Here is a 23417-nt window from a genome sequence, read left to right on the forward strand (position 1 = left end):
GCTACCCACGCAGGCGCGACTGATGGTCGTAGGATTGCCAATCGGCGCGGAAGAGCCATTGCTCCTCCGGCTGACGGCGCGCGAGGTCCTCGGTGATCTCGACCTCGTCGAAGCCCGCGCGGCGCGCCATTGCGTATTGGTCCGCGATGAGCCCGGCACCGGCGCGCAGGCGGCCGGTGTAGCCCATGAGCCGGAGCGACTTGGCCGTGGTGAAGCCGCGCCCGTCGGCGAAGGAGCCGAAGGAGATGCGGATCGCCGGGGCGGCCAGCAGAAGCTCGCGGTGGGCGTTGAGGTCGTCCGAGGGGGACACGTCGATCCCGCAATCGTCGCAGCCCGCGCCCGCGGAGATGCCTTCCAGCGCCACGAAGCCGCCGGTGAAATCGTCGGGGCCGAAGCCCGTGTCGGTCACGAGGGTCGTCATCCGCGCACCACCTTTCCGTCGATGAAATGAATGCCGCATTCTTCCTTGTCCTGCCCGCGCCAGCGTCCGGCACGGGGGTCTTCGCCCGCCTTCGTGGGCGAGGTGCAGGGCGCGCAGCCGACCGAGGCATAGCCCTGGGTCACGAGCGGGTGCTTGGGCAGCTCGAAGAAGTCCATGTAGCCACGCACCTCTTCGCCGGTCCAATGCGCCAGCGGGTTGATCTTGAGCCGCGGCCCCTCGACCTCGGCCAGGTCCAGCGCCTTGCGCTGACCGCCGTGGATGCGCTTGCGTCCGGTGATCCAGCCCGCGAACGGCGTCAGCGCGCGCTCGAGCGGGAGCACCTTGCGGATGTCGCAGCATCCATCGGTGTCGGTCTGGTGCAGCACGCCCCGGGGGTCGCGCGCGGCCAGGTCCTCGGCCGCCGGGCGTACGACCTGGATGTTGGTGAGCCCCAGCTCGCCCGCCAGCGTACGCTGGTACTCCAGCGTTTCCGGGAAGAGCATCCCGGTTTCGAGGAACAGGACCGGCGCGTTCCGGTCGATCTTCGAGATCATGTGCAACAGCACCACCGATTCCGTCCCGAAGGACGACACCAGCGCGATATTGCCATACTCGGTCAGCGCGTGTTTCAGCAGGCCCGGCGCGTCCTTGTCGTCGAAGCCGTCATTCAGCGTGGCTGCGATATCCTCGGGGCGGGGCACCTTGTAGGCTTCAAGCGGCATCTCGGTTCGCCTCTTCGTCGTAGAGCGCGGATTTGAAGGGCTCGGCCCCGGTGCGCGCGATCGTGTCGCGGAACCGTTCGCCGTCCTCGCGCAGGTCCAGGTAGGCGTGGATCAGGCGTTCGACCGCGCCCACGACCTCGTCGTAGCCGAAGCCCGGGCCGGTCTTCTCGCCGATCTTCATGTCGGACCCGGCGTCGCCGCCCAGCGTGATCTGGTAGTTCTCCACGCCGGCCCGGTCGAGGCCGAGGATTCCGATGTCGCCCAGGTGATGGTGACCGCAGGCGTTGATGCAGCCGGAGATCTTGATGGCCATCTCGCCCACCTCGACCTCGTAGTCGGCCAGCGCCTCGGCGATCTGCTGGGCGATCGGGATCGAGCGGGCGGTCGCCAGCGCGCAGTAATCCATGCCGGGGCAGGCGATGATGTCGGAGGCGAGCCCCGCGTTCGCGGTGGCCAGCCCGTGGGCCTTCAGCACCCCGAAGACCGCCGGCAGGTCCGCCTTGGCGACATGGGGCAGAACCAGGTTCTGCTCCTGCGTCACGCGGATTTCGTCGTTGCCGTAGATGCGCGCGAGGTCGGCCACGATGCGCATCTGGTCCGCGCTCGCGTCACCCGGCACGCCGCCATGCGGCTTGAGCGAGATCATCGCGATCGCGTGGTCGTCGCGGAAATGCGGGCGCAGGTTGATGTCGGCCCAGCTGCGGAAGACCGGATCCTCGGCCAGGGCGGCGTCGAAGGCGGCCGTGTCGCGCGCCTCGAGCGCCGGCGGCTCGAACCCGGCCTGAAGCTCGGCCAGCAGGTCCTGGTCGGCGCCGGTGAATTCGGGACGGATGCGGGCGAAGGCTTCGTCGACGCGGGCCGAGAATTCCTCGAGCCCCATCTCGTTCACCGTGATCTTGATGCGCGCCTTGTACTTGTTGTCGCGCCGGCCGGCGAGGTTGTAGACGCTCAGCACCGCTTCGAGGTAGGGCAGCAGGTCCGCCTGCGGCAGGAAATCCCGGATCACGCGGCCCACGACCGGCGTGCGGCCCAGGCCGCCGCCCACGAGGATCTGGTACCCGATCTCTCCATCGCGCTCGACGATGCGCACCGCGAGGTCATGTGCCTTGGTCACGGCGCGGTCGGCGGGCGACCCGGTGACGGCGATTTTGAACTTGCGGCCGAGGAACTGGTACTCCGGATGGTCGGTCGACCAGATCCGGATCAGCTCGGCCACCGGGCGCGGGTCCAGAAGCTCGTCGGCATGGGCGCCGGCCAGCGGATCGGCGGTCACGTTGCGGATCGTGTTGCCCGAGGTCTGGATCGCGTGGAGGTTCACGTCGGCCAGGCGGGCGAGCATGTCCGGCACGTCCGGCAGCTTGGGCCAGTTGTACTGGAGGTTCTGGCGCGTCGTGAAGTGGCCGTAACCGCGGTCCCAGCGCTCCGAGATCTCTGCCAGCACGTCCAGCTGGTCGGGATTCAGCGTGCCATAGGGGATCGCCACGCGCAGCATGTAGGCGTGCAGTTGCAGGTAGAGCCCGTTCATCAGGCGCAGCGGGCGGAACTCGTCCTCGGTGAGAGAGCCGTCGATGCGGCGGTTCACCTGCGCGCGGAACTCCTCGACCCGGCGGTCGAGATAGGTGCGGGTGACGTTGGTCTGTGCATCAAGCATTGGCGCCGCCCCAGGATTTGCGCGCCGGGGCCGAGGGGCCCTGGGCACGGAAGGTTTCGCGGAAATGGTTCGGAACCGGGCCGGCGTCGGTGTTGTCGGCGGGGGCGATGTACGGGCCCACGGCGATTTCCGGCTGGCGCTCGGCGAAGCTCAGGCGCTCCTCGGCGCGGTCCGCGTCGGTGATGAATTCGGCCTCGGACATGGTCGAGACCCAGTTGCCGTTCTCGGCGAGATAGATCACGGCGCCCGACAGGAGGTCGTTCGCGCTGACGATCCCGGGCTGGAAGCGTTTGGCCATTGTTCTTGCCTCTTCTCGACTTGGCTTTCGTTGGGCATAGATATAGGACATTGTCCCGAAACCGGGCTAGGTGGCCGGGGAAATAAGGAAAAACGTTCCACTCTTCCCGCCGAACCGGATAATCTGTCTGCGTGAACGGAGGCTAACAGGATGGCGTTACGGCTGGATGACATAGACCGGAAGATCCTCAACGAATTGCAGGCCGACGCGAGCCAGTCGTTGGACGTGATCGCGGGCAAGGTGGGGTCTTCGAAGACCCCGGTCTGGAACAGGATTCGCAAGATGCGGGAGGCGGGCGTGATCGGCGCGCAGACCGTGATCGTGGACGCCGAGAAGCTGGGGTTCGAGGCGTGCTTCTTCGTGCTGATCCGCACGTCCGAACACGAGGCCGATTGGCAGGACCGGTTCCTGCGCACGCTGCGGGCCCGTCCCGAGGTGCTCGAGGCGCACCGGCTGGCCGGCGAGATCGACTACATCCTCAAGGTGCGCGTGGCCAATGCCCGCGCCTACGACGAGTTCTACCAGGCGCTGATTTCCGAGGTGAAGATCTTCAACGTGACCGCGCTGCTGTCGATGGAGGAGATCAAGTTCACCACCCAGCTGCCGCTGGTGTGACGCCCCGGCTGGCCGAGGCGACCCTCGCATCAGGGCAGGGCGTCAACCCTTTGAAACGGATGCGCTTTTGTCGATCTTGGCCGAGGTGACGGTCAGCCCGCCGCCGATCTGCACGAGGTGCCGTCCATCCGCGAAGGTCAGCTGGAAGACCCGCATCGGCGCGCGCCCGCCCAGCCGGGTGACGTAGGCCCCGTCGGCCATGCGCCGGGCCTCGACCAGGGCGGCCCGGGTGCCGAACATCGCCCGCGCCCGCCAGTCCCGGATCAGGAGCTTCTGGCGCGCCGCCAGCACGATGTCGCGCCCGTCGCCGAGCTCGTCGAGCACGGAGGGCCGCACGCGCACCAGCTGCGCCATCGGGAGCGTGCGCACCGCGATGTCCTTCAGCCGCATGACGCCCGCGTCGCGGGTGACGATCCCGTCGCCGGGGCAGAGGAATTCGACGGGAATGGCCCCGTCCGTGGTCATCACCTGTGTGCCGATGCCAAGCCCGGACGGGCACAAGGGGATCGTGACGCGCACGGACTGGCCCGGCGCGACCCGCGACATGATCTGGGTCATTGGTTAACCTGCTCTGGTTGCCTGCTTTTTATTTTGTCCCAGCATACCCGTTCGGGGCCCAAATCACCAAGGAATTTGTTGTTCGGGCGCCTTTCTCCCCTCGCCACCGTCCGCCCGTGGTGCTAAATCGGCCATCGTGCGGGTGTGGCGGAACTGGTAGACGCACCAGATTTAGGTTCTGGCGCCGCGAGGCGTGGAGGTTCGAGTCCTCTCACCCGCACCATGTCCCGACCACGATCACTCCACCGACCGCGGCGCGGCTGCCGCGATGACTCTCGAGGGGGAGCGCGAACGGATGGTGGCCCCTTCGGGCAAGAACCTGTCGATCGAATGGCTCAGGCTGCTCCTCGCCGCGGGCGTGGTGGTGTATCACTTCTTCTGGTACCTGCCGCTGCGCGGCGTCGCTGGGGCGGGCCCGATGGGGCCCGACTGGCTGATGTATGGCCGGTTCGGCGTCGAGGCGTTCTTCATCATCAGCGGCTACGTCATCGCGTTTTCGATGGTGGGCCGGAGCGCGGCGGACTTCGTGGCGAGCCGCGTATCGCGGCTCTACCCTGCGCTGGTGCTCTGTGCCTCGCTCACCTTCCTGGCGATCCTCGCGCGCGACGACATGCAGGCCGTGCCGGGGGCGATCAACCTGGTGGCCGACTGGCTTTTCGTGCCGCTGGTCGCGGGGATCGGGCAGATCGACCCGGCCTACTGGTCGATCGTGGTGGAGCTGCGCTTCTACCTGCTGGTTCTCGTCCTGCTGCTCCTGGGCGTGTCCCACCGCCTGCTGCTTCTGCTCACGGTCTTCTCCGTATCCGCGACGTCGCTTGCGCTTTTCGGGCTGGGCGATCCGTGGTTGGGCTGGCTCCTGTTTCCGCATGCCAGCTACTTCGCCCTCGGGGTGCTCCTGCGCCATGTCCGCACCCGGGGGGTCAGCGCCTTCGCGGTCGCCGTGGCCGCGCTGCATCTCTACTGTGCGGGCATCGGGACATGGTACGGCATGGCCATCATCGACTTGCAGGACGGGGTCCGCTCTCCGGTCTGGGTCGGCGGCCTCATCCCGTCCGGCTGCTTCGCGCTGGTCGGTCTCGCCGTTTTCCTGCCGATGTCGCGTGGATCGCGTAAGATGGCGCGCGCGGCGATTTTCGCCGGCGGGGTGAGCTACCCGCTCTACCTCGTCCACCAGGTCGTGGGGCTCACGCTCAGCGATCTCTTCGCTGCGCGCCTGCCGGACACTATGGCGGTGATGCTCGCGCTCCTGTGCATCGGCGCGATCGCGGCCAGCGTCCATGTCGCCGTCGAACGTCGCACCCGGCCGCGCCTGCGCGCTGCGGTCGCGCGCCGTCTCGGGGCGGGGTGAGCGCTCGCATCGGGCCATCGCGTGCCGCTGGGCCGGAAATCCCCGGCAAAGCGCTTGCACCGACGCCATCGCGCAAATAGAAGGGCGTGAAAATTTGCCGGGGTGCGTTTCGCGCGCCCTCGACCCCGTATGAAGGAAGCGAAAATGAGCGTTACCGAGACCCTGAACGAAGGCCTCAAGCGCGGCTACAAGATCGTGGTGCCTGCCTCCGATCTGGACGCGAAGGTGAACGAGAAACTGGCCGAGGCCCAGCCCGAAGTCGAAATGAAGGGCTTTCGCAAGGGCAAGGTGCCGATGGCGCTCCTGAAGAAGCAGTTCGGCCAGCGCCTGATGGGCGAGGCCATGCAGGAAGCCGTCGACGGCGCCATGAACGACCACTTCGAGCAGACCGGCGACCGCCCCGCGATGCAGCCCGAGGTCAAGATGACCAACGAGGACTGGAAAGAGGGTGACGACGTCGAGGTCGAGATGTCCTACGAGGCGCTGCCGGAGATCCCCGACATCGACCTGTCCGATCTCAAGCTCGAGAAGATGGTCGTCAAGGCCTCGGACGAAGAAGTGCAGGAAGCGCTTCAGAGCCTCGCCGAGAACGCCCAGAACTTCGAGGACCGCAAGAAGGGTTCCAAGGCCAAGGACGGCGACCAGGTCGTGCTCGATTTCGTCGGCCGCGTGGACGGCGAGGCGTTCGAGGGCGGTGCGGCCGAGGATTTCCCGCTCGTGCTGGGTTCGGGCCAGTTCATCCCCGGCTTCGAGGAGCAGCTCGTCGGCGTGAAGGCGGGTGAAGAAAAGGACGTCACCGTGACCTTCCCCGAGGAATACGGCGCCGAGAACCTCGCGGGCAAGGAAGCCGTCTTCTCCTGCACCATCAAGGAAGTGAAGGAGCCGAAGCCGGCCGAGATCGACGACGACCTCGCCCAGAAATACGGCGCCGAGAACCTCGACGCGCTGAAGGAGCAGGTCACCGAGCGGCTCGAGGCCGAGTACAACGGCGCCGCCCGCCAGGTGATGAAGCGCGGCCTGCTGGACGAGCTCGACGGCAAGGTCTCCTTCGACCTGCCGCCCTCGCTCGTCGACGCCGAGGCCAAGCAGATCGCCCACCAGCTGTGGCACGAGGAGAACCCCGACGTAGAAGGCCACGATCACCCCGAGATCGAGGTGACGGACGACGCCCGCAAGCTCGCCGAGCGCCGCGTGCGCCTGGGCCTGCTGCTGGCCGACATCGGCCAGAAGGCCGAGGTCGAGGTGACGGACGCCGAGTTCACCCAGGCGGTGATGAACCAGGCGCGCCAGTACCCGGGGCAGGAGCGCCAGTTCTTCGACTTCGTCCAGCAGAACCCGCAGATGCGCCAGCAGATCCAGGCGCCGCTGTTCGAGGACAAGGTGGTCGACCACATCGCCGAGAAGGCCGACGTGACCGAGAAGGAAGTCTCGAAGGAAGAGCTCCAGAAAGCCGTGGACGCGCTCGACGACGCGTGAGCCGTCCCCGCATGACGTTGCGTGAAAGGCCGCCTTCCGGGGCGGCCTTTTTCCTGCCCGGTGCTAGGGTCGGAGCAGGGAGGACACCATGACCGACTACACCGGCTTCGAGGGCGACGCTTTCGCCCAGTTCCGCGCCATCGACCGCGATGGCCCGATCCACATGCTCAACCTCGTGAAGGTGAAGGACACGGCCACCTACCCGGACGGGCGCACCTGCCCGGGGGTCGAGGCCTATCACGCCTACGGCCGCGACAGCGCGCCCGTGTTCACGCGCGTGGGCGGGCGGATCGTCTGGTCCGGCACGATGGAGTTCATGCTGATCGGCCCGTCGGACGAGCAGTGGGATTTCTGCTTCATCGCCGAATACCCCTCGGTCGACGCCTTCGTCGAGATGATCAAGGACCCGGTCTACCGCGACGCGATGGTCCACCGGCAGGCCGCCGTGCAGACCTCTCGCCTCATCCGCACCGCCCCGGGCGACCCCGGCCACGGGTTCGGCTGAAGGCCGCAGCCCCTTACATCTTTCGCGAAATACGCCGGGGGTGCAGGTGCGCGCACCCGCGCTTGGCGCCGGCCTGCCGGAAGCGGGACGGCGCAGGACCGGTGCGCGCCCGGGGCGCGCACCGGCTGCCATCAGCCGCGGCGCCGGTTGCGCCCGCCGCGCCGCCCGCCGGCCGCGCCCGCGGCGCCCTGGTTGGCGGAGTTGAATTTGATCCACTCCGCGCCGTGCGGGTCGTTGTCGAGCAGCATGTTGGCCGCGCGGATCGCTTCCATCTCCTTGCCCGGCTTGTACTTCGTGGACCCCAGTCCGAAGAGCGTGACGAAGGTCTCGTCGTCCATCCCTTCGGGCAGGACGATCCCGGCGGCCTCCACCTCGGCCTTCTTCTCGGCGATCTTTGCCTGCGGAACGGGCAGGGCGAGCGGGTTCATGATCGCCGAGGTCATCCCGGCGGCGGCGGCCATCGGCAGGAAGGCGTTGTTGATCCCGTGCCGGTTGGGCAGGCCGAAGGAGATGTTCGAGGCGCCGCAGGTGGTGTTCACGCCCAGCTCGTCGCGCAGGCGGCGCACCAGCGTGAAGACCTGTTTGCCGGCGGTCGCCATCGCGCCGATCGGCATGACCAGCGGGTCGACCACGATGTCATGCGCCGGGATGCCGAAGTCGGCGGCCCGTTCCACGATCTTCTTGGCCACCGCGAAGCGCACGTCCGGGTCCTCGGAGATCCCCGTGTCATCGTTCGAGATCGCCACCACCGGCACGTTGTATTTCGCGATGAGCGGCAGGACGAAATCGAGCCGCTCCTCCTCGCCGGTGACCGAGTTCACCAGCGGGCGGCCCTTTGTGACCTTGAGGCCGGCCTCGAGGGCGGCGGGCACGGAGGAGTCGATGCAGAGCGGCACGTCCACCAGCCCCTGCACGAGCTCCAGGATCGCCGTCATCAGCGGCGGCTCGGTCTCGTTCGGGTTGGGGTTGGAGTTGTAGACGACGCCCGCGTTCACGTCGAGCACGGTCGCCCCGCAGGCCACCTGCGCCACCGCGTCGCGCTCGACGGTCGAGTAATCTCCCGCCTCCAGCTCGGCGGCGAGCTTCTTGCGCCCCGTGGGGTTGATGCGTTCGCCGATCACGCAGAACGGCTCGTCGAAGCCGATCGTGACGGTCTTGGTGGCGCTCTCGAGCACGGTACGTGTCATGGTCTGTCCTTTTCCTGTCCGCGTCTCAGGCGCGGCCTCCGTTTGAAATCAATGCCTTGAGGCGATCCTTGTCGTATTCCGCGTCGATGCGGGCGGCTTCCGCCTCGGCCACGGCCCGGTCCTCGCCCTCCACCTCGTAGGGCGCCGCGCGCCGCCATTCGGCGAGGTAGGCGTCGGTACCCGACAGGCCCGTGGTCATCGCGGCCCGGTCGATCGCCTGCTCGAAGCGCTCGGGCAGGGGCTGCTTGGCCGCCTTGCGGCCGCGGCCGACGATGACCTGCGCGGGGATGTCGCGCCAGTAGACGATGGTAACCTGAGCCATGTGCCCTCCGTTTGACCTCCCATATCGCATTCGGAGGCCCATGCGGGCCGGATTGCGACATCTTCGCGCGTGATAGCGGCCCATCGTGCGCCGGGCCAGCCTGCCGAGATGAAAGTTTCGCATGATCATCTTCGCATCCGACAGAGCTTGCCAGATCACCGGGGCGGCACTACCTTTGAAGCAACTCGAAATGGAGGGCGTGTCTCATGGCGCCCAGGCGTCCGAAAGGTGCGGGCGCGTTCCCCAAGGCGGTTGAGCCCCCCGCGCCGGTCAAGCCGGATCCAGACAGCCTCTATGCCGCGCTGGATCTCGGCACCAACAGTTGTCGCATGCTGATCGCCCAACCCAAGGGCAATCAGTTTCACGTGGTCGACAGCTTCTCGAAGTCTGTCCAGCTGGGCCAGGGCCTCGGCGGGTCCGGGCGGCTGTCGCGCGCCTCGATGGCGCGCACCGTGCAGGCGCTCCGGATCTGCCAGCGCAAGCTGCAGAAACATGACGTGAGCCGCATGCGGCTGGTTGCGACCGAGGCCTGCCGGCGGGCGGCCAATTCCCGCGATTTCATGCGCTTCGTCGAACGCGAAACGGGCCTCGGGCTCGAGATCATCAAGCCCGAGGAAGAAGCCCGGCTCGCGGTCATCTCCTGCGCGCCGCTGGTGTCGAAGAAGACCGAGCAGCTGCTCGTGGTGGACATCGGCGGCGGCTCGACCGAACTGGTCTGGCTCGACCTGTCCAAGGTCCCGCCCCAGGACCGGCAGAAGTCCATCATGCGGCTCCACGCGGGCTTCGCGGGCGACCCCGGGCCGTTCCCCGTGGCGCGGGTGGTCGACTGGATCTCGGTGCCGCTGGGCGTGGCCACGCTGCGCGAGCAATTCGACGACGTGGACGACGACAGCGCGCGCTTCGCGCTCATGAGCTGGTATTTCGAGGAACAACTCGGCGAATTCAGCCCGTTCCACAAGGAACAGGCGCGCGAGGGGTTCCAGATCATCGGCACCTCCGGCACCGTCACGACGGTCGCGGCCACCCACCTGGGCCTGCGCCGTTACGACCGCAACAAGGTCGACGGCCTGCGTATGACCACGGACCAGATCGACACGGTGATCCGCGGCTACCTGGCGGCCGGGCCCGAGGGGCGGCGGCGCGACCCGCGCATCGGCAAGGACCGCCAGGCGCTCATCATGTCGGGCGCCGCGATCCTGCAGGCGCTATTGCGCGTCTGGCCCACCGATCGGCTTTCCGTGGCAGACCGGGGGTTGCGCGAGGGGCTCCTCTACGCGCAGATGTCGTCCGACGGCGTATTGGAAGACTCGATCTGAGGTCATGGCGAAGAAACCCGGCAACAAAGGCAGCTCCGGACGGGGCCAGCGCGACCTTCGCGTGAAGGTGAAGACGGCGCGGGGGCGCAAGCTCTCCTCGACCCGTTGGCTCGAACGGCAGCTCAACGACCCCTACGTGAAGCGGGCCCGCGACGAGGGCTACCGCGGGCGGGCGGCGTTCAAGATCTTGGAGATCGACGACAAGTTCCGCTTCCTCGTCCCCGGCGCGCGCGTCGTGGACCTGGGCTGCGCGCCGGGCGGCTGGCTCCAGGTCGCGGTGAAACGCGTCAACGCGCTCGGCGAGAAGAAGGGCAAGGCGATCGGCACGGTGCTGGGCGTCGACCTGCAGGAGGTCGAGCCGGTGGCGGGCGCCGAGGCCTACCAGCTCGACTTCATGGAGGATGACGCCGACGAGAAGGTGAAGGGCTGGCTCGGCGGCAAGGCCGACGTGGTGATGTCCGACATGGCCGCGGCGTCTTCGGGCCACAAGCAGACCGACCACCTGCGCATCGTCGCACTCTGTGAAACCGCGGCCCATTTCGCCTTCGACGTGCTCGAAGAGGGCGGCACCTTCGTGGCCAAGGTGCTCGCGGGCGGGGCCGAAGGCGACCTTCAGAAACTGCTCAAGCAGAAGTTCACCAAGGTCGTGAACATGAAGCCGCCCGCGTCGCGCTCGGATTCCTCCGAGAAATTCGTGGTCGCCACGGGCTTTCGCGGCTGACCCTTTCATCTTTCCGGAAATACGCCGGGGGTGCGGGGGCAGCGCCCCCGCGTCGCGTGCTTTGTCTTACTCGACCTGGTCGGTATAGGCGCCGTAGCCCTCGGCCTCCATCTCCTCGAGGGGGATGAAGCGCAGGGCGGCGGAGTTGATGCAGTAGCGCAGCCCCCCGCGGTCGGGCGGGCCGTCGGGGAAGACGTGACCCAGGTGGCTGTCGCCGTGGGCCGAGCGCACCTCGGTGCGGATCATCCCGTGGGAGCGGTCCTGAAGCTCGGTCACGTGGGCGGGTTCGATGGGCTTGGTGAAGCTCGGCCAGCCGCACCCCGACTCGTACTTGTCGGATGACGCGAAAAGCGGCTCGCCGGAGACGATGTCGACGTAGATCCCGCGATCCTTGTTGTCGAGATACTTGCCCGTGCCCGGCCGTTCGGTGCCCGATTGCTGGGTGACGTAGTAGGACATCTCGTCCAGCGCGGCCACGACGTCGGGGTTCTTTTCGTATTTCGCCATAGTGTCCTCCGGTTTTGCGCCAGATGTGGGGCGTTCGGGCCGGATGTCCAGCCGTCGGGGCCGAACTCGCGCAATCGTGCGGGGGACTTAGTGGCGGAGAGACAGGGATTCGAACCCTGGGATCCCGTGAAGGATCAACGGTTTTCGAGACCGCCCCGTTCGACCACTCCGGCACCTCTCCGCGGGGGTCGACGGGCGATTTAGTGGAAGCCGCGGGCGGGTGCAACCCATCGTTTGAAGAAATTGCAGGCGCCCCTTCGCCGGTGCCCGGCCGGTCACGGGAGCGTTCCTTGTGGGGCAGCCTTCGAAAGCATAGAGTTCGGGGTGTTGCCATAACCGGAAAGGACAGCATCGCATGACCTTCCAACGTCTCATGACCGGCGGCGCGGTCGCCGTGGCCGCCCTGTGTTTCGGCGCCGCGCTCGTCGCGGCGGACCGCGACACCTCGCGCGAATTCCTCGAGGTGACCGGGTTCGACGTCGCCATCACCTCGATGCAGGAGTCGGCGATGAACGGGCCGGGAATCGCCGGGGCGGATCCGGACCAGTTCGGCTACCAATGGGAACGCCTCGCCGAAGAGGTGTTCGAGCCCGAGGCGATGATCGACCAGACGCTCGACATGATGGAAGCCATCATGCCGCAGGAGTTGGTCGACCACGGTATCGCGTTCTACGGCTCGCCCCTGGGCCAGCGGCTGGTCGCCGCCGAGAATGCCGCGCAGGGCGTGGCCGGCGACGAACAGTTGGCCGAGGGAGAGCTGATCGTCACGGAGCTCGTCGACGAAAACCCGGCGCGGCTGAACGAGTACCGGCTGATGAACGAGGCGATCGGCGGGCCCGAGCAATCGGCGCGCGCGATCATCGAGGTCCAGGTGCGCTACCTGATGGCCTCGGCGAACGCGGGTGCCTCGGATATCCGCTTCTCCGAAAGCGAGCTGCGCGAGATTCTCAACCGCCAGTCCGACAGGCTCGAGCAATCCATCGAAACGAGCTCGGTGCTCGCCGCCGCCTACGTCTACCGCGATTTCGAGGATTCCGAGATCGTGGCCTACCGCGAGGCGCTTGAAGCGCCGGAGATGCAGCAGGTCTACGAGATCCTGAACGGCATCCAGAACGAGATCATGGGCGAGCGTTATGCCGAGCTCGCCACCCGCCTGGCCGACGTGGCGCCCCAGACCGATATCTGAGGCGCCCGCCCGTCAGGCGTAGAGGTCTTCGTGCATGTCGCGCAGGCTTCGCTTGAGAATCTTGCCGGCGGTGTTGCGCGGCAGCTCGTCGGCGAAGAGCACCCGCTTGGGCCGTTTGAAGGCGGCGAGTTCGCCCTTTGCGAAGTCCAGGATGTCGTCCTCGCTCGCCTGCGCGCCCTCGCGCAGCACGACCACGGCCGTAACCGCCTCCACCCATTTCGGATGGGGCAGGGCGATCACCGCCACCTCGCTCACCGCCGGGTGGGTGAAGAGAACTTCCTCGACCTCGCGACTGGCGACCATCGTGCCGCCGGTCTTGATGATGTCCTTCGTGCGGTCGACCACGGTGATGTAGCCCGCCTCGTCCATCACGCCCACGTCGCCCGAATGGAACCAGCCGCCGGCGAAGGCCTCTTCCGTCGCCTCGGCCTTGTCCCAGTAGCCCGACAGGAGCTGCGGGGAGCGGTGGACGATCTCGCCTTGCTCGCCCGGAGCCACGTCGTTCATCTCCTCGTCCACGAGCCGGGTTTCCACGTTGTAGATTGGCCGCCCGCAGGACGCCGGGCGCGCGTCGTGCTCATGCGGGTAGAGCACGGTGGCCAGCGGCCCGATCTCGCTCTGCCCGTAACAGTTGAAGGGGCGCGCGCCCGGAAGGCGCTCGCGCAGTTCGTGCAGGACCGGCACCGGCATGATCGAGGCGCCGTAGTAGATGTATTCGAGGCTCGACAGGTCGTGCGCGTCGAAGGCGGGGCTGCGCAGGAAACTGATCCAGACCGTCGGCGGCGCGAAGAACGAGGTGATGCCCTCGCGTTCCATCAGGCCGAGGCAATGCTCGGGCGCCGGGGCCTCGATCAGCCACGTCGTCGCACCGACCAGGAACTGCGGCACCGTGAAGACATGCATCTGGGCGGAATGGTACAGAGGCAGCCCCGCGAGGGCGCGGTCCCTGGACGACAGCTCAAGCTCGACGATGCAGCTCGTGTATTCCGCCAGCAGCGCCCGGTGGCTCATCATCGCGCCCTTGGGGGCGGCGGTGGTGCCGGAGGTGTAAAGAAGCTGGACCAGGTCCTCGGGGTCGATCCCTTCGCCCAGGTCGCCGGGCACCGCCTGGCCCGCGTCGCGTGCGACCGTGAGGATGTCGAGCCCGTCGCCCGAATGGGTGGAACCCACGACGCGCGGGCCCTCCATCTCCGCCAGCACCGGGTCGGCCATTTCGCGCAGCGCGGGGTCGACGAACAATGCGTCCGCCCCGCAATTGTCGAGGATATAGCCAAGCTCACGCCCCACCAGCGCATAGTTGATCGGCACGTGGATGAACCCGCCCCGGCAGCAGGCGAGGTAGAGGAGCAGGTAGGCGTCCGAGTTGCGCCCGTAGGCGGCCACCCGGTCGCCCGGGGCGAGTCCTTCGTCCAGGAGCCGCGCGGCGATGCGCCCGGCGCCCTCGTGGATTTCCTCGAACGTCCAGGCGCGGTCCGCGAAATGAAGCGCCGTGCGGCTGCCGTAGCGGCGCGCGGCCCGGGTCAGCGCGTCCGCGATCGTGTTGCGCCCGGCGCGCGAAATGTTCTTCTGTGTCTGTGTGCTCATCCGGTCCTCCCTCGGGCCGGAGACTTCCCCGGATCGCGGGGACGGGCAAGGGGGACGTGGCGTTTTCGCTCATGCGGGTCAAAGCCGCGTGCAGAGCCGTGAGAAACCCGGCGCCGGGGCCATTTCCCGGCATTGTTTTCCTTGACTTGCAGGGCGAATACCCCGATATACGCGGCTCTTGCGGAGGGGATTCCCTTTCGCGGGGCAAAATCCATGTAATGACGCCCGTGACAGGGCGCGCTGTTCGAGGCCGGGGGACACCCCGCCAACGCCGGCAGGGTCGGGGCCACAGAACGCGGGAAACGAAGGAAGACCATATGTTTGCGGTCATGAAGACCGGTGGCAAGCAATACAAGGTCCAGGCGGGCGACGTGCTCCGTGTGGAGAAGCTTGCGGCTGAAGCCGGTGAAAAAGTTCAGTTCAACGATGTCCTGATGGTCGGCACGACCCTTGGCACCCCGCTCGTGGAAGGTGCCGGTGTGCAGGCCGAGGTCATCGACCAGATCAAGGGTGAGAAGGTCATCCACTTCGTCAAGCGCCGCCGGAAGCACGGTTCGCAGCGCACGAAGGGCCACCGCCAGCAGCTCACGCTGCTCCGCGTGACCGACATCCTCGAGAAGGGCGCCGACAAGTCGGGCGTCAAGGCCGCCGTGGGCGCGGGCTCCGTCGCCGGTGCACCGGCTGCGGCGAAGCCGGCCAAGAAGGCCGCCGCCCCGAAGAAAACCGAAGCCAAGGCCGAGGCCGCCGCGCCGAAAGCCGACGCGGGCGCTGCCGACGACCTGACGCAGATCAACGGCGTGGGCCCGGCGATGCAGAAGAAGCTGGTCGAGGCCGGCATCACCACCTTCGCCGCTCTGGCGAAAGTGGACCCCGAAACCTTCGACGCGGTCAACGTGAAGCCCGAATGGGTGGAAGAAGCCGCGAAACTGGCGAAGTAAGGAGAGAGCGAAATGGCACACAAAAAAGCTGGTGGTAGCTCCCGTAACGGCCGCGACTCAGCCGGTCGTCGCCTTGGCGTCAAGAAATTCGGTGGCCAGGAAGTCATTCCGGGCAACATCATCGTGCGTCAGCGCGGCACCAAGGTTTGGCCGGGCGAAGGCGTCGGCATGGGCCGCGATCACACGATCTTCGCGACTGCCGAAGGCCGCGTGACCTTCGCCAAGGGCCTCAAGGGCCGCACCTTCGTATCGGTACTCCCGATGGCGGAGGCCGCAGAGTAAGCCGATACCCGGCAATGCAAGATAGAGGGGGATCGGCGCGGCCGGTCCCCCTTCGTCTTTTTCGGCGTGGGGGAGGATTGCGCCGAAGCCCTGACCAGATCGGGTCCGAGCCACGTGGCCGATGTGCCGGCGCAAGGGGACCCGCGCTTTCGAGGAGGGAAGCGAATGACGGCCGAACAAGCATTCGACACGAACCAGGCAGTGATCGAGACCGAGCGGTTCATCCTGCGACCGCCCAAGGGCTCGGACGTGGGTCTTCTGGCCCATTACTCCGGCGACCGGCGCGTGGCCGAGGAAACCCGCTCGATCCCGCACCCGCTGCCGCCCGGCGTGACAGAGGATTTCGTGCGCCGCGCGATGAAGGCGGACCGGATCGAGGACGTCTGGATCATGGACGGCTCCACGGTCGAGGGCGGCGACGGCGGGCACGAGGTGCTGGGCGTCATCAGCCTGACCCGGATGGACCGCAACCAGTCCCAGCTGGGCTACTGGGTCGCGCCGCCGTTCTGGAACACCGGGCTCGCCTCGGAAGCCGTGCAGGCGCTGGTGCAGGCCAACCCGATGGGCAACGACACGCTCTTCGCCGAGGTCTTCCAGGACAACCCGGCGAGCGCCCGGGTGCTCACCAACGCGGGCTTCGCCTATGTCGGCGACAGCGAGGCATTCTGCCTTGCGCGCAACGCCACGGTGCCGACGTGGACCTATTCCCGCCGCATGCGCTGAAGCGCCTGCGGCCCTGACCCCTTCGGCGACCGGCATGCCCGGTCGCCGTCTTGCGACTTGAGCGCGCCGCGAATCCGCTCTAGGCAACCCCAAAGCGAACGAAAGCCAGAGCCATGAAATTCCTCGATCTCGCCAAAGTCTATGTCCGGTCCGGAAGCGGCGGGAACGGGTGCATCTCGTTCCGACGCGAGAAGTTCATCGAATACGGCGGCCCCGACGGCGGCGACGGCGGGCGCGGCGGCGACGTGGTGATCGAGGTCGTGGACGGGCTGAACACCCTCATCGACTTCCGCTACCAGCAGCATTTCTTTGCCAAGAACGGCCAGCCGGGGCAGGGCAGCCAGCGCACCGGCCGCTCGGGCGAGGACATCGTCCTGCGCGTGCCCGTGGGCACCGAGGTGCTCGACGAGGACGAGGAAACCGTGATCGCGGACCTCACCGAGGTGGGCGAACGGCTCGTGCTCGCGCGTGGCGGTAACGGCGGCTTCGGTAACCTGCACTTCAAGACCGCCACCAACCAGGCCCCGCGCCATGCCAACCCCGGCCAGCCGGGGATCGAGCGCACGATCTGGCTGCGCCTGAAGCTGATCGCGGACGTGGGCCTGCTGGGCCTGCCCAACGCGGGCAAATCCACGTTCCTCGCCGCCACGTCCAACGCGCGGCCGAAGATTGCGGATTATCCCTTCACCACGCTGGTTCCGAACCTGGGTGTCGTGGGCGTCGACAATGTCGAATTCGTGGTGGCCGACATCCCGGGCCTCATCGAGGGCGCGCACGAGGGGCGGGGGCTGGGCGACCAGTTCCTGGGCCACGTGGAGCGCTGCGCGGTGCTTCTGCACCTCGTCGACGGCACCGCCGAGGACGTGGTCGCCGATTACGAGACCATCGTTCACGAGCTCGAGGCCTATGGCGGCATCCTTGCGGGCAAGCCGCGCGTGACCGTGCTGAACAAGGTCGATGCGCTTCTGGACGAGGAGCGCGCCGAGAAGCGCGCGGCGCTCGAGGAAGCCTCGGGCGGCACGATCTACGAGATGTCGGGGGTCGCGAAGGAGGGGGTCACGCAGGTTCTGCGCGCGCTCAAGGCCGAGATCGGGGCGGACCGCTACCGGCGCAAGAAGGCCGACGAGGCGGACGAGGAGCAGGCGCCTTGGCAACCCTGAAGCTGTCGGATGCGCGTCGGCTGGTCGTGAAGATCGGCTCGGCGCTCCTGGTGGACGGCGCGACGGGCGCGCTGCGCTCGGACTGGCTCATGGGGCTCGCCGAAGACGTGGCACGGCTGAAGGCGCGCGGGACGGACGTGGTGCTGGTGTCCTCCGGCTCGATCGCGCTGGGGCGCGGCGTGCTGGGCCTGCCGGCCGGCGGGCTCGCGCTCGAGCAATCGCAGGCGGCCGCGGCCGTCGGGCAGATCCGGCTCGCGCGTGCCTATGAAGAGGTGCTGGCACCCAAGGGGATCACCACCGCGCAGGTGCTGGTCACGCTCGAGGACAGCGCCGACCGGCGCCGTTACCTCAATTCGCGCGCCACGCTGGAGCAGCTTCTGACCTTCGGCGTGGTGCCGATCGTGAACGAGAACGATACGGTGGCCACCGACGAGATCCGGTACGGCGACAATGACCGGCTGGCCGCCCAGGTGGCGGTGACGATCGGTGCGGACATGACCGTGCTCCTGTCGGACGTCGACGGGTTCTATTCCGGCAACCCCAAGCTCGACCCCACGGCCACGCATTACCCGGTGATCGAGGAGATCACGCCGGAAATGATGGCGATGGCGGGCGATGCGGGCACCGGCCTGTCGAAGGGCGGGATGAAGACAAAGCTCATGGCCGCCCAGACCGCGATGGCGGCGGGCTGTTCGCTGATCATCACCGAGGGCAGCCCCGTCTCGCCGCTCTCCGCACTCGAGGCCGGGGCCAGGGCCACGCTCTTCGTGGCGCGCGAGGATCCGAAGGCCGCGCGCAAGCACTGGATCGGGTCGATGAAGCCGAAAGGCGCCGTGACGCTCGACGCCGGGGCCCAGGCGGCGCTGGGGCGCGGGAAGTCGCTGCTGCCGGCCGGGGTGACGGCGGTCACGGGGCGCTTCGGGCGCGGCGATCCGGTCGAGATCCTGGGGCCCAAAGGGGCGCATATCGGGGCAGGGCTCAGCCGCTACACGTCCGAGGAGGCCCGGCAACTCGTCGGCAAACGATCGGACCAGATCGAGGCGACGCTGGGGTACCCGGGGCGCGCGGCACTCATCCACCGGGATGACATGGCGCTCTGAGCGGGCGCCGGACATGGTTGCCAAAGGGTGAATTCCGGGTGGCCGGGCGAGCCAAGTGCTTGTTTGTGCTGCGGGTCCGTGGCTCCACTTTTCTAGGATTCTAGGATTCTAGGATTCTAGGATTCTAGGATTCTAGGATTCTAGGATTCTAGGATTCTAGAGTTCCCGAGGGCCGCCGCGCCGCATGGCGACCCTGCGCGATTTGTGCACCGCTCCGCACATCAGGTTTTGACGGCGCACCGCCTTGGGCGTATCACTCGCGCACCCGAAATGGAGGCACCGATGAAAGACGCTGAGACCATCCACGAGCTGATGCAGGACCTGGGCCGGAAGGCCAAGGCGGCCGCTCAGGAGCTGGCCTTCGCGCCATCGGAAGCCAAGACCCGCGCGCTCGAGGCGGCTGCGGACGCCGTGTGGGCGCGCCGGGACGAGATCATCGCGGCCAATGCCAAGGATCTCGACTTCGGGCGCGACAAGGGCCTGAGCCCGGCGATGATGGACCGGCTCATGCTTGACGAGACGCGCATCCAGGGCATCTGCGACGGGCTGCGCGCCGTGGCCGCGCAGGACGATCCCGTGGGCGCCGTGATGGCGGAATGGGACCGCCCGACGGGGCTGCACATCAAGCGCGTGCGCACACCCCTGGGGGTGATCGGCGTGATCTACGAGAGCCGCCCGAACGTGACGGCGGATGCGGGGGCGCTGTGCCTGAAATCCGGCAACGCAGTCATCCTGCGCGGGGGCTCGGAGAGCTTCCACTCCTCCGGCGCGATCCATGGCTGCCTCGTCGAAGGGCTGAAGGCCGCGGGCCTGCCCGCGGACGCGATCCAGCTCGTCCCCACCCGCGACCGGGACGCGGTGCGCGAATTGCTCACCATGACCGACTACGTCGACGTGATCGTGCCGCGCGGTGGCAAGGGGCTCGTCGGGCTCGTCCAGCGCGAGGCCCGTGTGCCGGTCTTCGCCCATCTCGAGGGCATCGTGCACATCTACATCGACAAGGCGGCCGATCCGCAGAAGACGATGGACGTGGTGCTGAACGCCAAGACCCGGCGCACCGGCATCTGCGGTGCCGCCGAATGCCTGCTGATCCACCGCGACGCGTTGGAGCTCGGCCAGGCGGTGATCGATGCGCTCACGGCGGCAGGTGTCGAGGTGCGCGCGGGCGAGGGGCTTGCCGGGAGCGTGCCGGCGACGGAGGCCGATTGGGGGACCGAGTACCTCGATTCCATCATCGCGGCGAAGGTCGTCGACGATCTCGACGCGGCGATCGACCATATCCGGACCTATTCGTCCTCCCACACCGATGCGATCATGACCGAGGACGATGCGGCCGCCGCGCGCTTCTTCGAGCGGATCGACAGCGCGATCCTGATGCGCAACGCCTCGACCCAGTTCGCCGATGGCGGCGAATTCGGGATGGGCGCCGAGATCGGGATCGCCACCGGCAAGATGCACGCGCGGGGGCCGGTGGGCGCCGAGCAGCTGACCTCGTTCAAGTATATCGTCGAGGGTGACGGGACGACGCGGACCTGAACGCAGGTTGCGCGGGCGGACCCCGCGCGGCAGGTGGAGGGGCGCTGCCCCTCCACACCTCCCCGAAGTATTTCCGGAACGATGAAGGTCAGAGCCGCATGCGGATGCGGCCCGGGTCACGCGTGATGCCGAGGGTCCGACCCGCGGCCGCGGCGGCGCGTGGCAGGAGTGCGAATTGCACGGTGTCGGGCGTGGCCGGGGCGTGCGGGGTGTCGAGCAGGCGCCAGGCGGCCTCGTCGAGCCGGAGCCTCTCGGCCGTGCCGGTGATCTCGAGGCACTCCGAGGTGGTGACGCGAACGGTTCCGCCGAAGGGCATGGCCGCGTCCAGGCAAGCGAGCGCGAGGAGGGCGAGCTTCGCCTCCATGCGCGGGAGGTGGTCGGGCAGGGGCCAATCGAGCGCGGCGCGCCGTTCGCCGGCCGCGAGCGCTTCGGCCAGTTCGGCCCGGCGTACCACGGCTTCGGGCGGTGCGGCGCCGAAGGCGATGCGGAAGAACCGGATGCGTGCACGGGCGTTGGCGAGGCTTTCCTGCACCAGGTCCAACTCCGGGGTTTCCTCGCCCCCGGTCAGCGTCATAAGCTCCACCCCATTGCCGATCGCGCCCAACGGGCTCACCAGATCGTGGCAAATCCGCGAGCCGACCAGGGCGACGAGATCGTCGTCGCGGCTCACCGACCCGGACCTTGACCGAGGAGTTCCATCATGGACCCGATTGCTTCCCTGCTCGAACCCGGCATGCTCGTGCGCCTGCCCAGCCAGCCCGACTGGGGCACCGGCCAGGTCCAGTCCAACATCGGGGGCAAGGTCACGGTGAATTTCCGGGAGGCAGGCAAGAAGGTCATCGATGTCTCACAGGTCGAAATCATGCCGGTCTTCGACGACGAATGACCGCGATACGTGTAGACTGATGCATAACACAACCGAAGGGAGATCGGAAGTGCGCCGTTGTTGCCAATCGACGCACGGCCCCCTAGAACCGCGAAAAAGTCAGGAGCGGGTCCGACCCATGCCAAAGAGCAGTCCATGCTACGAGTTGCGGATCGCCGAGACCGACGACGACATTCGCGACGCGCAGCGGCTGCGCTACACGGTGTTCGTGGAAGAGCTCGGGGCCGACGGCGCGAACGTGGACCATGCCGCGCGGCTGGAATGCGATGCTTATGACCCGTTCTGCGATCACCTGATCCTCTACGACCGGAACCGGCCCGCGGGCGACCAGGCGGTGGGCGCCTACCGCGTGATGCGCGAGGACCAGGCGGCCGCCTTCGGCAACTACTACACCGAGACGGAATTCGACCTCACCGCGCTCAAGACCTCGGGGCGCAAGCTGCTCGAACTCGGGCGCTCTTGCGTTCACGCCGATTACCGTGGCGGCTCGGCCCTGTCGCAGCTCTGGGTGGGGCTGATGAAGTATTCCGACGCGCTGGAGATCGACATCCTGTTCGGGGTGGCGAGCTTTCACGGCACCGATCCGGATGCCATCGCGCTGCCCCTGTCGCACCTGCATCATTCCCATCTCGCGCCCGAGGAGCTGCGCACCCGCGTGCTGCCCGCGCATTTCACCTCGGCCGACCGGATGCCGGCGGACCGGATCGACCCGCGCGCCGCCATGCGCGAGATGCCGCCCCTGATCCGGGCCTACCTGCGGCTCAACGGCAAGATCGGCGAGGGCGCGTTCATCGACCACGCGTTCAACACGGTCGATGTCTGCATCATCGTGGACCTGCACCAGGTGCCCCCGAAACAGCGCGCGACCTATGAAAAGCTCGCCCTGCGGGAGGGGCGCGGGTGAGCGCGACCTGGGATGACGACCGGCCCAAGCCGGACCTGCGGATCGGGCCGGGGGCCCGGGTCCTGGCCACACTGCGCGCCATCGGTATCGTACTTGTGCTCGTCCTCGCGGTGATCGTCGTCGGGATCGTGCGGCTGATCGAACGGGCCGGCGGGCCGCTGTTTCGCCCCGTGTCGCCCGGGCTCAACCGTCTCACCCTGCGCACCGCGCTTCTCATCACCGGGGTGCGGCTGAAGCAACGCGGCCGGCCGATGCGCGGCGGCGGGGCGCTGGTGTCGAACCATGTCTCGTGGCTCGACATCCTGGTGCTGAATTCCCTCATGCGCGTGACCTTCGTCGCCAAGGACGAGGTATCGCGCTGGCCCGGCGTGGGCATCGTGGTCCGGCTGGCCGGAACCGTCTTCATCAAGCGCGACCGGCGCGAGGCACGCGCCCAGATCGACCTGTTCCTGGGCCACCTGCAGTCCGGCCACAAGCTGATGTTCTTTCCCGAGGGCACATCGACCGACGGACAGCGGGTGGTACCGTTCAAGACCACGCTCTTCGCTGCCTATTTCGACGACAGCCTGCGCGACGTGATGAAGGTGCAGCCTGTCACCATCCTCTACCACGCGCCCGAGGGGCATGATCCGCGTTTCTACGGCTGGTGGGGCGACATGGACCTGGGCCCGCACCTCATGGCCGTGCTGGGCACGATGCCGCAGGGCACCGCCGAGGTCGTGTTCCACGCGCCCGTGCGGGTCGCCGATTTCAAGGATCGCAAGGCGCTTGCCGCCTATTGCGAGGCGGCCGTGCGCGGGCCGGTCGAGGCGGCGCTGGCGGATTAACCGCGCGCGGCCGCGAGGCGTTCCAGCGTGGCGACCGGGTTCTCGGCGGACCAGATCTCATCGCGCAGCGAGAAGAAATCCGTGACCGGCGCTAGGTCGGCCACCAGCGCCGCGGTCAGCCCGCCTTCGGCCACCACCGGCACCTCGATCATTTCGCTCCACCAGGCGAAAAGGTCCCGCTCGGCCACGCTGCCGTCGCCCAGGTTGCTCTCGCCCACCGGGCCGAAGGACACGTAATCCGCGCCCTGTTCGCCGGCAGTCATCCCGTCGTGACGCGAGGTGCCGCAGAACGCCCCCACGATCGCGTCCCCGCCCAGGTCGGCGCGCGTCTTGCGCACCTGGCGGGCGCCGTCGGTGAAATGCACCCCGTCGAGTCCGAGCCGTTCCACCATCAGCACGTGATCGGCGATCACGATGGCGATGTCGCGGGCATGGGCCACCTCGCGGCAGGCATCAGCGGCGCGCGCGATCTCGTCCTCGTCGCGCGTGGCGAGCTCCAGCCGCAGGCAGGCGATCTCGACCGCGTCCAGCGCGCGGGCGAGCTGGTCGGGGAAGCTCGAAAGCTCCACCTTCGGCGGGGTGACGAGATAAAGCTGGGGCAGGTCTGTGTCGGCCATGGCACGTCCTCGGTTGCGAGTCGCGGT

At 67.7% G+C, this 23417-nt stretch carries 27 protein-coding genes and 2 tRNA genes; 17 read left to right on the forward strand and 12 right to left on the reverse strand.

All coding sequences use genetic code 11. From position 1 onward, the window contains the following. Nucleotide 1: 1 nt before the first annotated feature. The 4 genes from GQE99_RS08595 to GQE99_RS08610 are packed head-to-tail and all read right to left on the reverse strand — an operon-like array spanning nucleotide 2 to nucleotide 3092. Nucleotides 2–421 (reverse strand): DUF934 domain-containing protein, encoded by a 420-nt coding sequence (locus GQE99_RS08595; protein WP_161351183.1) that lies wholly within the window; start codon nucleotides 419–421, stop codon nucleotides 2–4. After that, nucleotides 418–1143: a phosphoadenylyl-sulfate reductase gene (locus GQE99_RS08600; RefSeq protein ID WP_161351184.1), complete on the reverse strand. Its 726-nt coding sequence runs from the start codon at nucleotides 1141–1143 to the stop codon at nucleotides 418–420. Before GQE99_RS08600 ends, GQE99_RS08595 begins: the two co-directional genes overlap by 4 nt. Beyond that, nucleotides 1133–2794: a nitrite/sulfite reductase gene (locus tag GQE99_RS08605; RefSeq protein ID WP_161351185.1), complete on the reverse strand. Its 1662-nt coding sequence runs from the start codon at nucleotides 2792–2794 to the stop codon at nucleotides 1133–1135. Before GQE99_RS08605 ends, GQE99_RS08600 begins: the two co-directional genes overlap by 11 nt. Then, nucleotides 2787–3092 carry a DUF2849 domain-containing protein gene (locus tag GQE99_RS08610; protein WP_161351186.1) on the reverse strand — a complete coding sequence of 102 codons (306 nt, stop codon included), beginning with the start codon at nucleotides 3090–3092 and terminating at the stop codon, nucleotides 2787–2789. The genes GQE99_RS08605 and GQE99_RS08610 overlap by 8 nt, the downstream gene beginning before the upstream one ends. 150 nt (nucleotides 3093–3242) lie before the next feature. Here GQE99_RS08610 and GQE99_RS08615 point away from each other — a divergent pair, with 150 nt between their 5' ends. After that, nucleotides 3243–3707: an Lrp/AsnC family transcriptional regulator gene (locus GQE99_RS08615; protein ID WP_161351187.1), complete on the forward strand. Its 465-nt coding sequence runs from the start codon at nucleotides 3243–3245 to the stop codon at nucleotides 3705–3707. A 42-nt stretch (nucleotides 3708–3749) separates the two neighbouring features. On the opposite strand, the gene GQE99_RS08620 is transcribed toward GQE99_RS08615, so the two are convergent. Further along, nucleotides 3750–4265 carry a Hint domain-containing protein gene (locus tag GQE99_RS08620; RefSeq protein ID WP_161351188.1) on the reverse strand — a complete coding sequence of 172 codons (516 nt, stop codon included), beginning with the start codon at nucleotides 4263–4265 and terminating at the stop codon, nucleotides 3750–3752. 138 nt (nucleotides 4266–4403) lie between these two features. Here GQE99_RS08620 and GQE99_RS08625 point away from each other — a divergent pair. From GQE99_RS08625 to GQE99_RS08640, 4 genes are all read left to right on the forward strand, one after another. Beyond that, a tRNA-Leu gene (locus GQE99_RS08625) sits at nucleotides 4404–4488 on the forward strand. A 45-nt stretch (nucleotides 4489–4533) separates the two neighbouring features. After that, nucleotides 4534–5613 carry an acyltransferase family protein gene (locus GQE99_RS08630; RefSeq protein ID WP_161351189.1) on the forward strand — a complete coding sequence of 360 codons (1080 nt, stop codon included), beginning with the start codon at nucleotides 4534–4536 and terminating at the stop codon, nucleotides 5611–5613. 144 nt (nucleotides 5614–5757) lie between these two features. Then, the gene (tig, locus tag GQE99_RS08635; protein ID WP_161351190.1) at nucleotides 5758–7089 is read left to right on the forward strand and encodes a trigger factor; all 1332 of its coding nucleotides are present in this window, start codon (nucleotides 5758–5760) and stop codon (nucleotides 7087–7089) included. An 88-nt stretch (nucleotides 7090–7177) separates the two neighbouring features. Next, on the forward strand, nucleotides 7178–7594 hold the full coding sequence (locus GQE99_RS08640) for a DUF1330 domain-containing protein (protein WP_161351191.1): 417 nt from the start codon (nucleotides 7178–7180) through the stop codon (nucleotides 7592–7594). A 131-nt stretch (nucleotides 7595–7725) separates the two neighbouring features. Here GQE99_RS08640 and GQE99_RS08645 read toward each other — a convergent pair whose 3' ends face one another. Further along, nucleotides 7726–8781 carry a methyltetrahydrofolate cobalamin methyltransferase gene (locus GQE99_RS08645; RefSeq protein WP_161351192.1) on the reverse strand — a complete coding sequence of 352 codons (1056 nt, stop codon included), beginning with the start codon at nucleotides 8779–8781 and terminating at the stop codon, nucleotides 7726–7728. A 25-nt stretch (nucleotides 8782–8806) separates the two neighbouring features. Further along, nucleotides 8807–9103: a virulence factor gene (locus tag GQE99_RS08650; RefSeq protein WP_161351193.1), complete on the reverse strand. Its 297-nt coding sequence runs from the start codon at nucleotides 9101–9103 to the stop codon at nucleotides 8807–8809. 206 nt (nucleotides 9104–9309) lie between these two features. Between GQE99_RS08650 and GQE99_RS08655 the strand changes: the two genes are divergently transcribed. Further along, on the forward strand, nucleotides 9310–10419 hold the full coding sequence (locus tag GQE99_RS08655) for a Ppx/GppA phosphatase family protein (protein WP_161351194.1): 1110 nt from the start codon (nucleotides 9310–9312) through the stop codon (nucleotides 10417–10419). Between the two features lie 4 nt (nucleotides 10420–10423). Next, on the forward strand, nucleotides 10424–11140 hold the full coding sequence (locus GQE99_RS08660; protein ID WP_161351195.1) for an RlmE family RNA methyltransferase: 717 nt from the start codon (nucleotides 10424–10426) through the stop codon (nucleotides 11138–11140). 66 nt (nucleotides 11141–11206) lie between these two features. On the opposite strand, the gene msrB is transcribed toward GQE99_RS08660, so the two are convergent. Together msrB and GQE99_RS08670 are read right to left on the reverse strand one after the other, a co-directional pair. Continuing rightward, entirely contained in the window at nucleotides 11207–11647 is a 441-nt protein-coding gene (gene msrB, locus GQE99_RS08665) for a peptide-methionine (R)-S-oxide reductase MsrB (protein ID WP_161351196.1), read from the reverse strand. Nucleotides 11648–11738: 91 nt separating this feature from the next. After that, nucleotides 11739–11828: transfer RNA gene (locus GQE99_RS08670), tRNA-Ser, on the reverse strand. A gap of 174 nt (nucleotides 11829–12002) precedes the next feature. On the opposite strand from GQE99_RS08670, the gene GQE99_RS08675 reads away from it, so the two are divergent. Beyond that, entirely contained in the window at nucleotides 12003–12833 is an 831-nt protein-coding gene (locus GQE99_RS08675; protein ID WP_161351197.1) for a DUF2059 domain-containing protein, read from the forward strand. A gap of 12 nt (nucleotides 12834–12845) precedes the next feature. Here GQE99_RS08675 and GQE99_RS08680 read toward each other — a convergent pair whose 3' ends face one another. After that, a complete protein-coding gene (locus tag GQE99_RS08680) occupies nucleotides 12846–14417 on the reverse strand; it encodes a fatty acyl-CoA synthetase (RefSeq protein ID WP_161351198.1) in 1572 nt (523 codons plus the stop codon). A 317-nt stretch (nucleotides 14418–14734) separates the two neighbouring features. Between GQE99_RS08680 and GQE99_RS08685 the strand changes: the two genes are divergently transcribed. The 6 genes from GQE99_RS08685 (at nucleotide 14735) to GQE99_RS08710 (ending at nucleotide 20156) form a co-directional block, all read left to right on the forward strand. Then, nucleotides 14735–15355 (forward strand): 50S ribosomal protein L21, encoded by a 621-nt coding sequence (locus tag GQE99_RS08685; protein ID WP_161351199.1) that lies wholly within the window; start codon nucleotides 14735–14737, stop codon nucleotides 15353–15355. A gap of 12 nt (nucleotides 15356–15367) precedes the next feature. Then, complete coding sequence (gene rpmA / locus GQE99_RS08690; RefSeq protein ID WP_161351200.1) at nucleotides 15368–15637, forward strand: 50S ribosomal protein L27; 270 nt, start codon at nucleotides 15368–15370, stop codon at nucleotides 15635–15637. A 165-nt stretch (nucleotides 15638–15802) separates the two neighbouring features. Then, on the forward strand, nucleotides 15803–16360 hold the full coding sequence (locus tag GQE99_RS08695) for a GNAT family N-acetyltransferase (protein ID WP_161351201.1): 558 nt from the start codon (nucleotides 15803–15805) through the stop codon (nucleotides 16358–16360). Nucleotides 16361–16473: 113 nt separating this feature from the next. After that, nucleotides 16474–17520: a GTPase ObgE gene (gene obgE / locus GQE99_RS08700; RefSeq protein ID WP_161351202.1), complete on the forward strand. Its 1047-nt coding sequence runs from the start codon at nucleotides 16474–16476 to the stop codon at nucleotides 17518–17520. After that, the gene (gene proB, locus GQE99_RS08705; protein WP_161351203.1) at nucleotides 17508–18620 is read left to right on the forward strand and encodes a glutamate 5-kinase; all 1113 of its coding nucleotides are present in this window, start codon (nucleotides 17508–17510) and stop codon (nucleotides 18618–18620) included. Before obgE ends, proB begins: the two co-directional genes overlap by 13 nt. Before the next feature lie 282 nt (nucleotides 18621–18902). Continuing rightward, nucleotides 18903–20156 (forward strand): glutamate-5-semialdehyde dehydrogenase, encoded by a 1254-nt coding sequence (locus GQE99_RS08710; RefSeq protein WP_161351204.1) that lies wholly within the window; start codon nucleotides 18903–18905, stop codon nucleotides 20154–20156. A gap of 88 nt (nucleotides 20157–20244) precedes the next feature. Here GQE99_RS08710 and GQE99_RS08715 read toward each other — a convergent pair whose 3' ends face one another. After that, on the reverse strand, nucleotides 20245–20826 hold the full coding sequence (locus tag GQE99_RS08715; protein ID WP_161351205.1) for a histidine phosphotransferase family protein: 582 nt from the start codon (nucleotides 20824–20826) through the stop codon (nucleotides 20245–20247). Nucleotides 20827–20856: 30 nt separating this feature from the next. Between GQE99_RS08715 and GQE99_RS08720 the strand changes: the two genes are divergently transcribed. From GQE99_RS08720 to GQE99_RS08730, 3 genes are all read left to right on the forward strand, one after another. After that, the gene (locus GQE99_RS08720; RefSeq protein WP_161351206.1) at nucleotides 20857–21042 is read left to right on the forward strand and encodes a DUF3553 domain-containing protein; all 186 of its coding nucleotides are present in this window, start codon (nucleotides 20857–20859) and stop codon (nucleotides 21040–21042) included. Between the two features lie 118 nt (nucleotides 21043–21160). Continuing rightward, nucleotides 21161–21946: a GNAT family N-acetyltransferase gene (locus GQE99_RS08725; protein ID WP_161351207.1), complete on the forward strand. Its 786-nt coding sequence runs from the start codon at nucleotides 21161–21163 to the stop codon at nucleotides 21944–21946. After that, nucleotides 21943–22773 (forward strand): lysophospholipid acyltransferase family protein, encoded by an 831-nt coding sequence (locus GQE99_RS08730; RefSeq protein WP_161351208.1) that lies wholly within the window; start codon nucleotides 21943–21945, stop codon nucleotides 22771–22773. The genes GQE99_RS08725 and GQE99_RS08730 overlap by 4 nt, the downstream gene beginning before the upstream one ends. On the opposite strand, the gene GQE99_RS08735 is transcribed toward GQE99_RS08730, so the two are convergent. Next, nucleotides 22770–23390, reverse strand: coding sequence for a thiamine phosphate synthase (locus tag GQE99_RS08735; protein ID WP_161351209.1), 621 nt, complete (start codon nucleotides 23388–23390; stop codon nucleotides 22770–22772). The two genes, GQE99_RS08730 and GQE99_RS08735, sit on opposite strands and share 4 nt — an antisense overlap. Nucleotides 23391–23417: the final 27 nt, after the last annotated feature.

It is taken from the genome of Maritimibacter harenae, assembly GCF_009882975.1.
Taxonomy (GTDB): domain Bacteria; phylum Pseudomonadota; class Alphaproteobacteria; order Rhodobacterales; family Rhodobacteraceae; genus Maritimibacter; species Maritimibacter harenae.

Bases quoted from the DNA above. Each gene is read 5' to 3' on its own strand.
- GQE99_RS08595 (WP_161351183.1), bottom strand. From the start codon at position 421: ATGACGACCCTCGTGACCGACACGGGCTTCGGCCCCGACGATTTCACC.
- GQE99_RS08600 (WP_161351184.1), bottom strand. From the start codon at position 1,143: ATGCCGCTTGAAGCCTACAAGGTGCCCCGCCCCGAGGATATCGCAGCC.
- GQE99_RS08605 (WP_161351185.1), bottom strand. From the start codon at position 2,794: ATGCTTGATGCACAGACCAACGTCACCCGCACCTATCTCGACCGCCGG.
- GQE99_RS08610 (WP_161351186.1), bottom strand. From the start codon at position 3,092: ATGGCCAAACGCTTCCAGCCCGGGATCGTCAGCGCGAACGACCTCCTG.
- GQE99_RS08615 (WP_161351187.1), top strand. From the start codon at position 3,243: ATGGCGTTACGGCTGGATGACATAGACCGGAAGATCCTCAACGAATTG.
- GQE99_RS08620 (WP_161351188.1), bottom strand. From the start codon at position 4,265: ATGACCCAGATCATGTCGCGGGTCGCGCCGGGCCAGTCCGTGCGCGTC.
- GQE99_RS08630 (WP_161351189.1), top strand. From the start codon at position 4,534: ATGACTCTCGAGGGGGAGCGCGAACGGATGGTGGCCCCTTCGGGCAAG.
- tig (WP_161351190.1), top strand. From the start codon at position 5,758: ATGAGCGTTACCGAGACCCTGAACGAAGGCCTCAAGCGCGGCTACAAG.
- GQE99_RS08640 (WP_161351191.1), top strand. From the start codon at position 7,178: ATGACCGACTACACCGGCTTCGAGGGCGACGCTTTCGCCCAGTTCCGC.
- GQE99_RS08645 (WP_161351192.1), bottom strand. From the start codon at position 8,781: ATGACACGTACCGTGCTCGAGAGCGCCACCAAGACCGTCACGATCGGC.
- GQE99_RS08650 (WP_161351193.1), bottom strand. From the start codon at position 9,103: ATGGCTCAGGTTACCATCGTCTACTGGCGCGACATCCCCGCGCAGGTC.
- GQE99_RS08655 (WP_161351194.1), top strand. From the start codon at position 9,310: ATGGCGCCCAGGCGTCCGAAAGGTGCGGGCGCGTTCCCCAAGGCGGTT.
- GQE99_RS08660 (WP_161351195.1), top strand. From the start codon at position 10,424: ATGGCGAAGAAACCCGGCAACAAAGGCAGCTCCGGACGGGGCCAGCGC.
- msrB (WP_161351196.1), bottom strand. From the start codon at position 11,647: ATGGCGAAATACGAAAAGAACCCCGACGTCGTGGCCGCGCTGGACGAG.
- GQE99_RS08675 (WP_161351197.1), top strand. From the start codon at position 12,003: ATGACCTTCCAACGTCTCATGACCGGCGGCGCGGTCGCCGTGGCCGCC.
- GQE99_RS08680 (WP_161351198.1), bottom strand. From the start codon at position 14,417: ATGAGCACACAGACACAGAAGAACATTTCGCGCGCCGGGCGCAACACG.
- GQE99_RS08685 (WP_161351199.1), top strand. From the start codon at position 14,735: ATGTTTGCGGTCATGAAGACCGGTGGCAAGCAATACAAGGTCCAGGCG.
- rpmA (WP_161351200.1), top strand. From the start codon at position 15,368: ATGGCACACAAAAAAGCTGGTGGTAGCTCCCGTAACGGCCGCGACTCA.
- GQE99_RS08695 (WP_161351201.1), top strand. From the start codon at position 15,803: ATGACGGCCGAACAAGCATTCGACACGAACCAGGCAGTGATCGAGACC.
- obgE (WP_161351202.1), top strand. From the start codon at position 16,474: ATGAAATTCCTCGATCTCGCCAAAGTCTATGTCCGGTCCGGAAGCGGC.
- GQE99_RS08710 (WP_161351204.1), top strand. From the start codon at position 18,903: ATGAAAGACGCTGAGACCATCCACGAGCTGATGCAGGACCTGGGCCGG.
- GQE99_RS08720 (WP_161351206.1), top strand. From the start codon at position 20,857: ATGGACCCGATTGCTTCCCTGCTCGAACCCGGCATGCTCGTGCGCCTG.
- GQE99_RS08725 (WP_161351207.1), top strand. From the start codon at position 21,161: ATGCCAAAGAGCAGTCCATGCTACGAGTTGCGGATCGCCGAGACCGAC.
- GQE99_RS08735 (WP_161351209.1), bottom strand. From the start codon at position 23,390: ATGGCCGACACAGACCTGCCCCAGCTTTATCTCGTCACCCCGCCGAAG.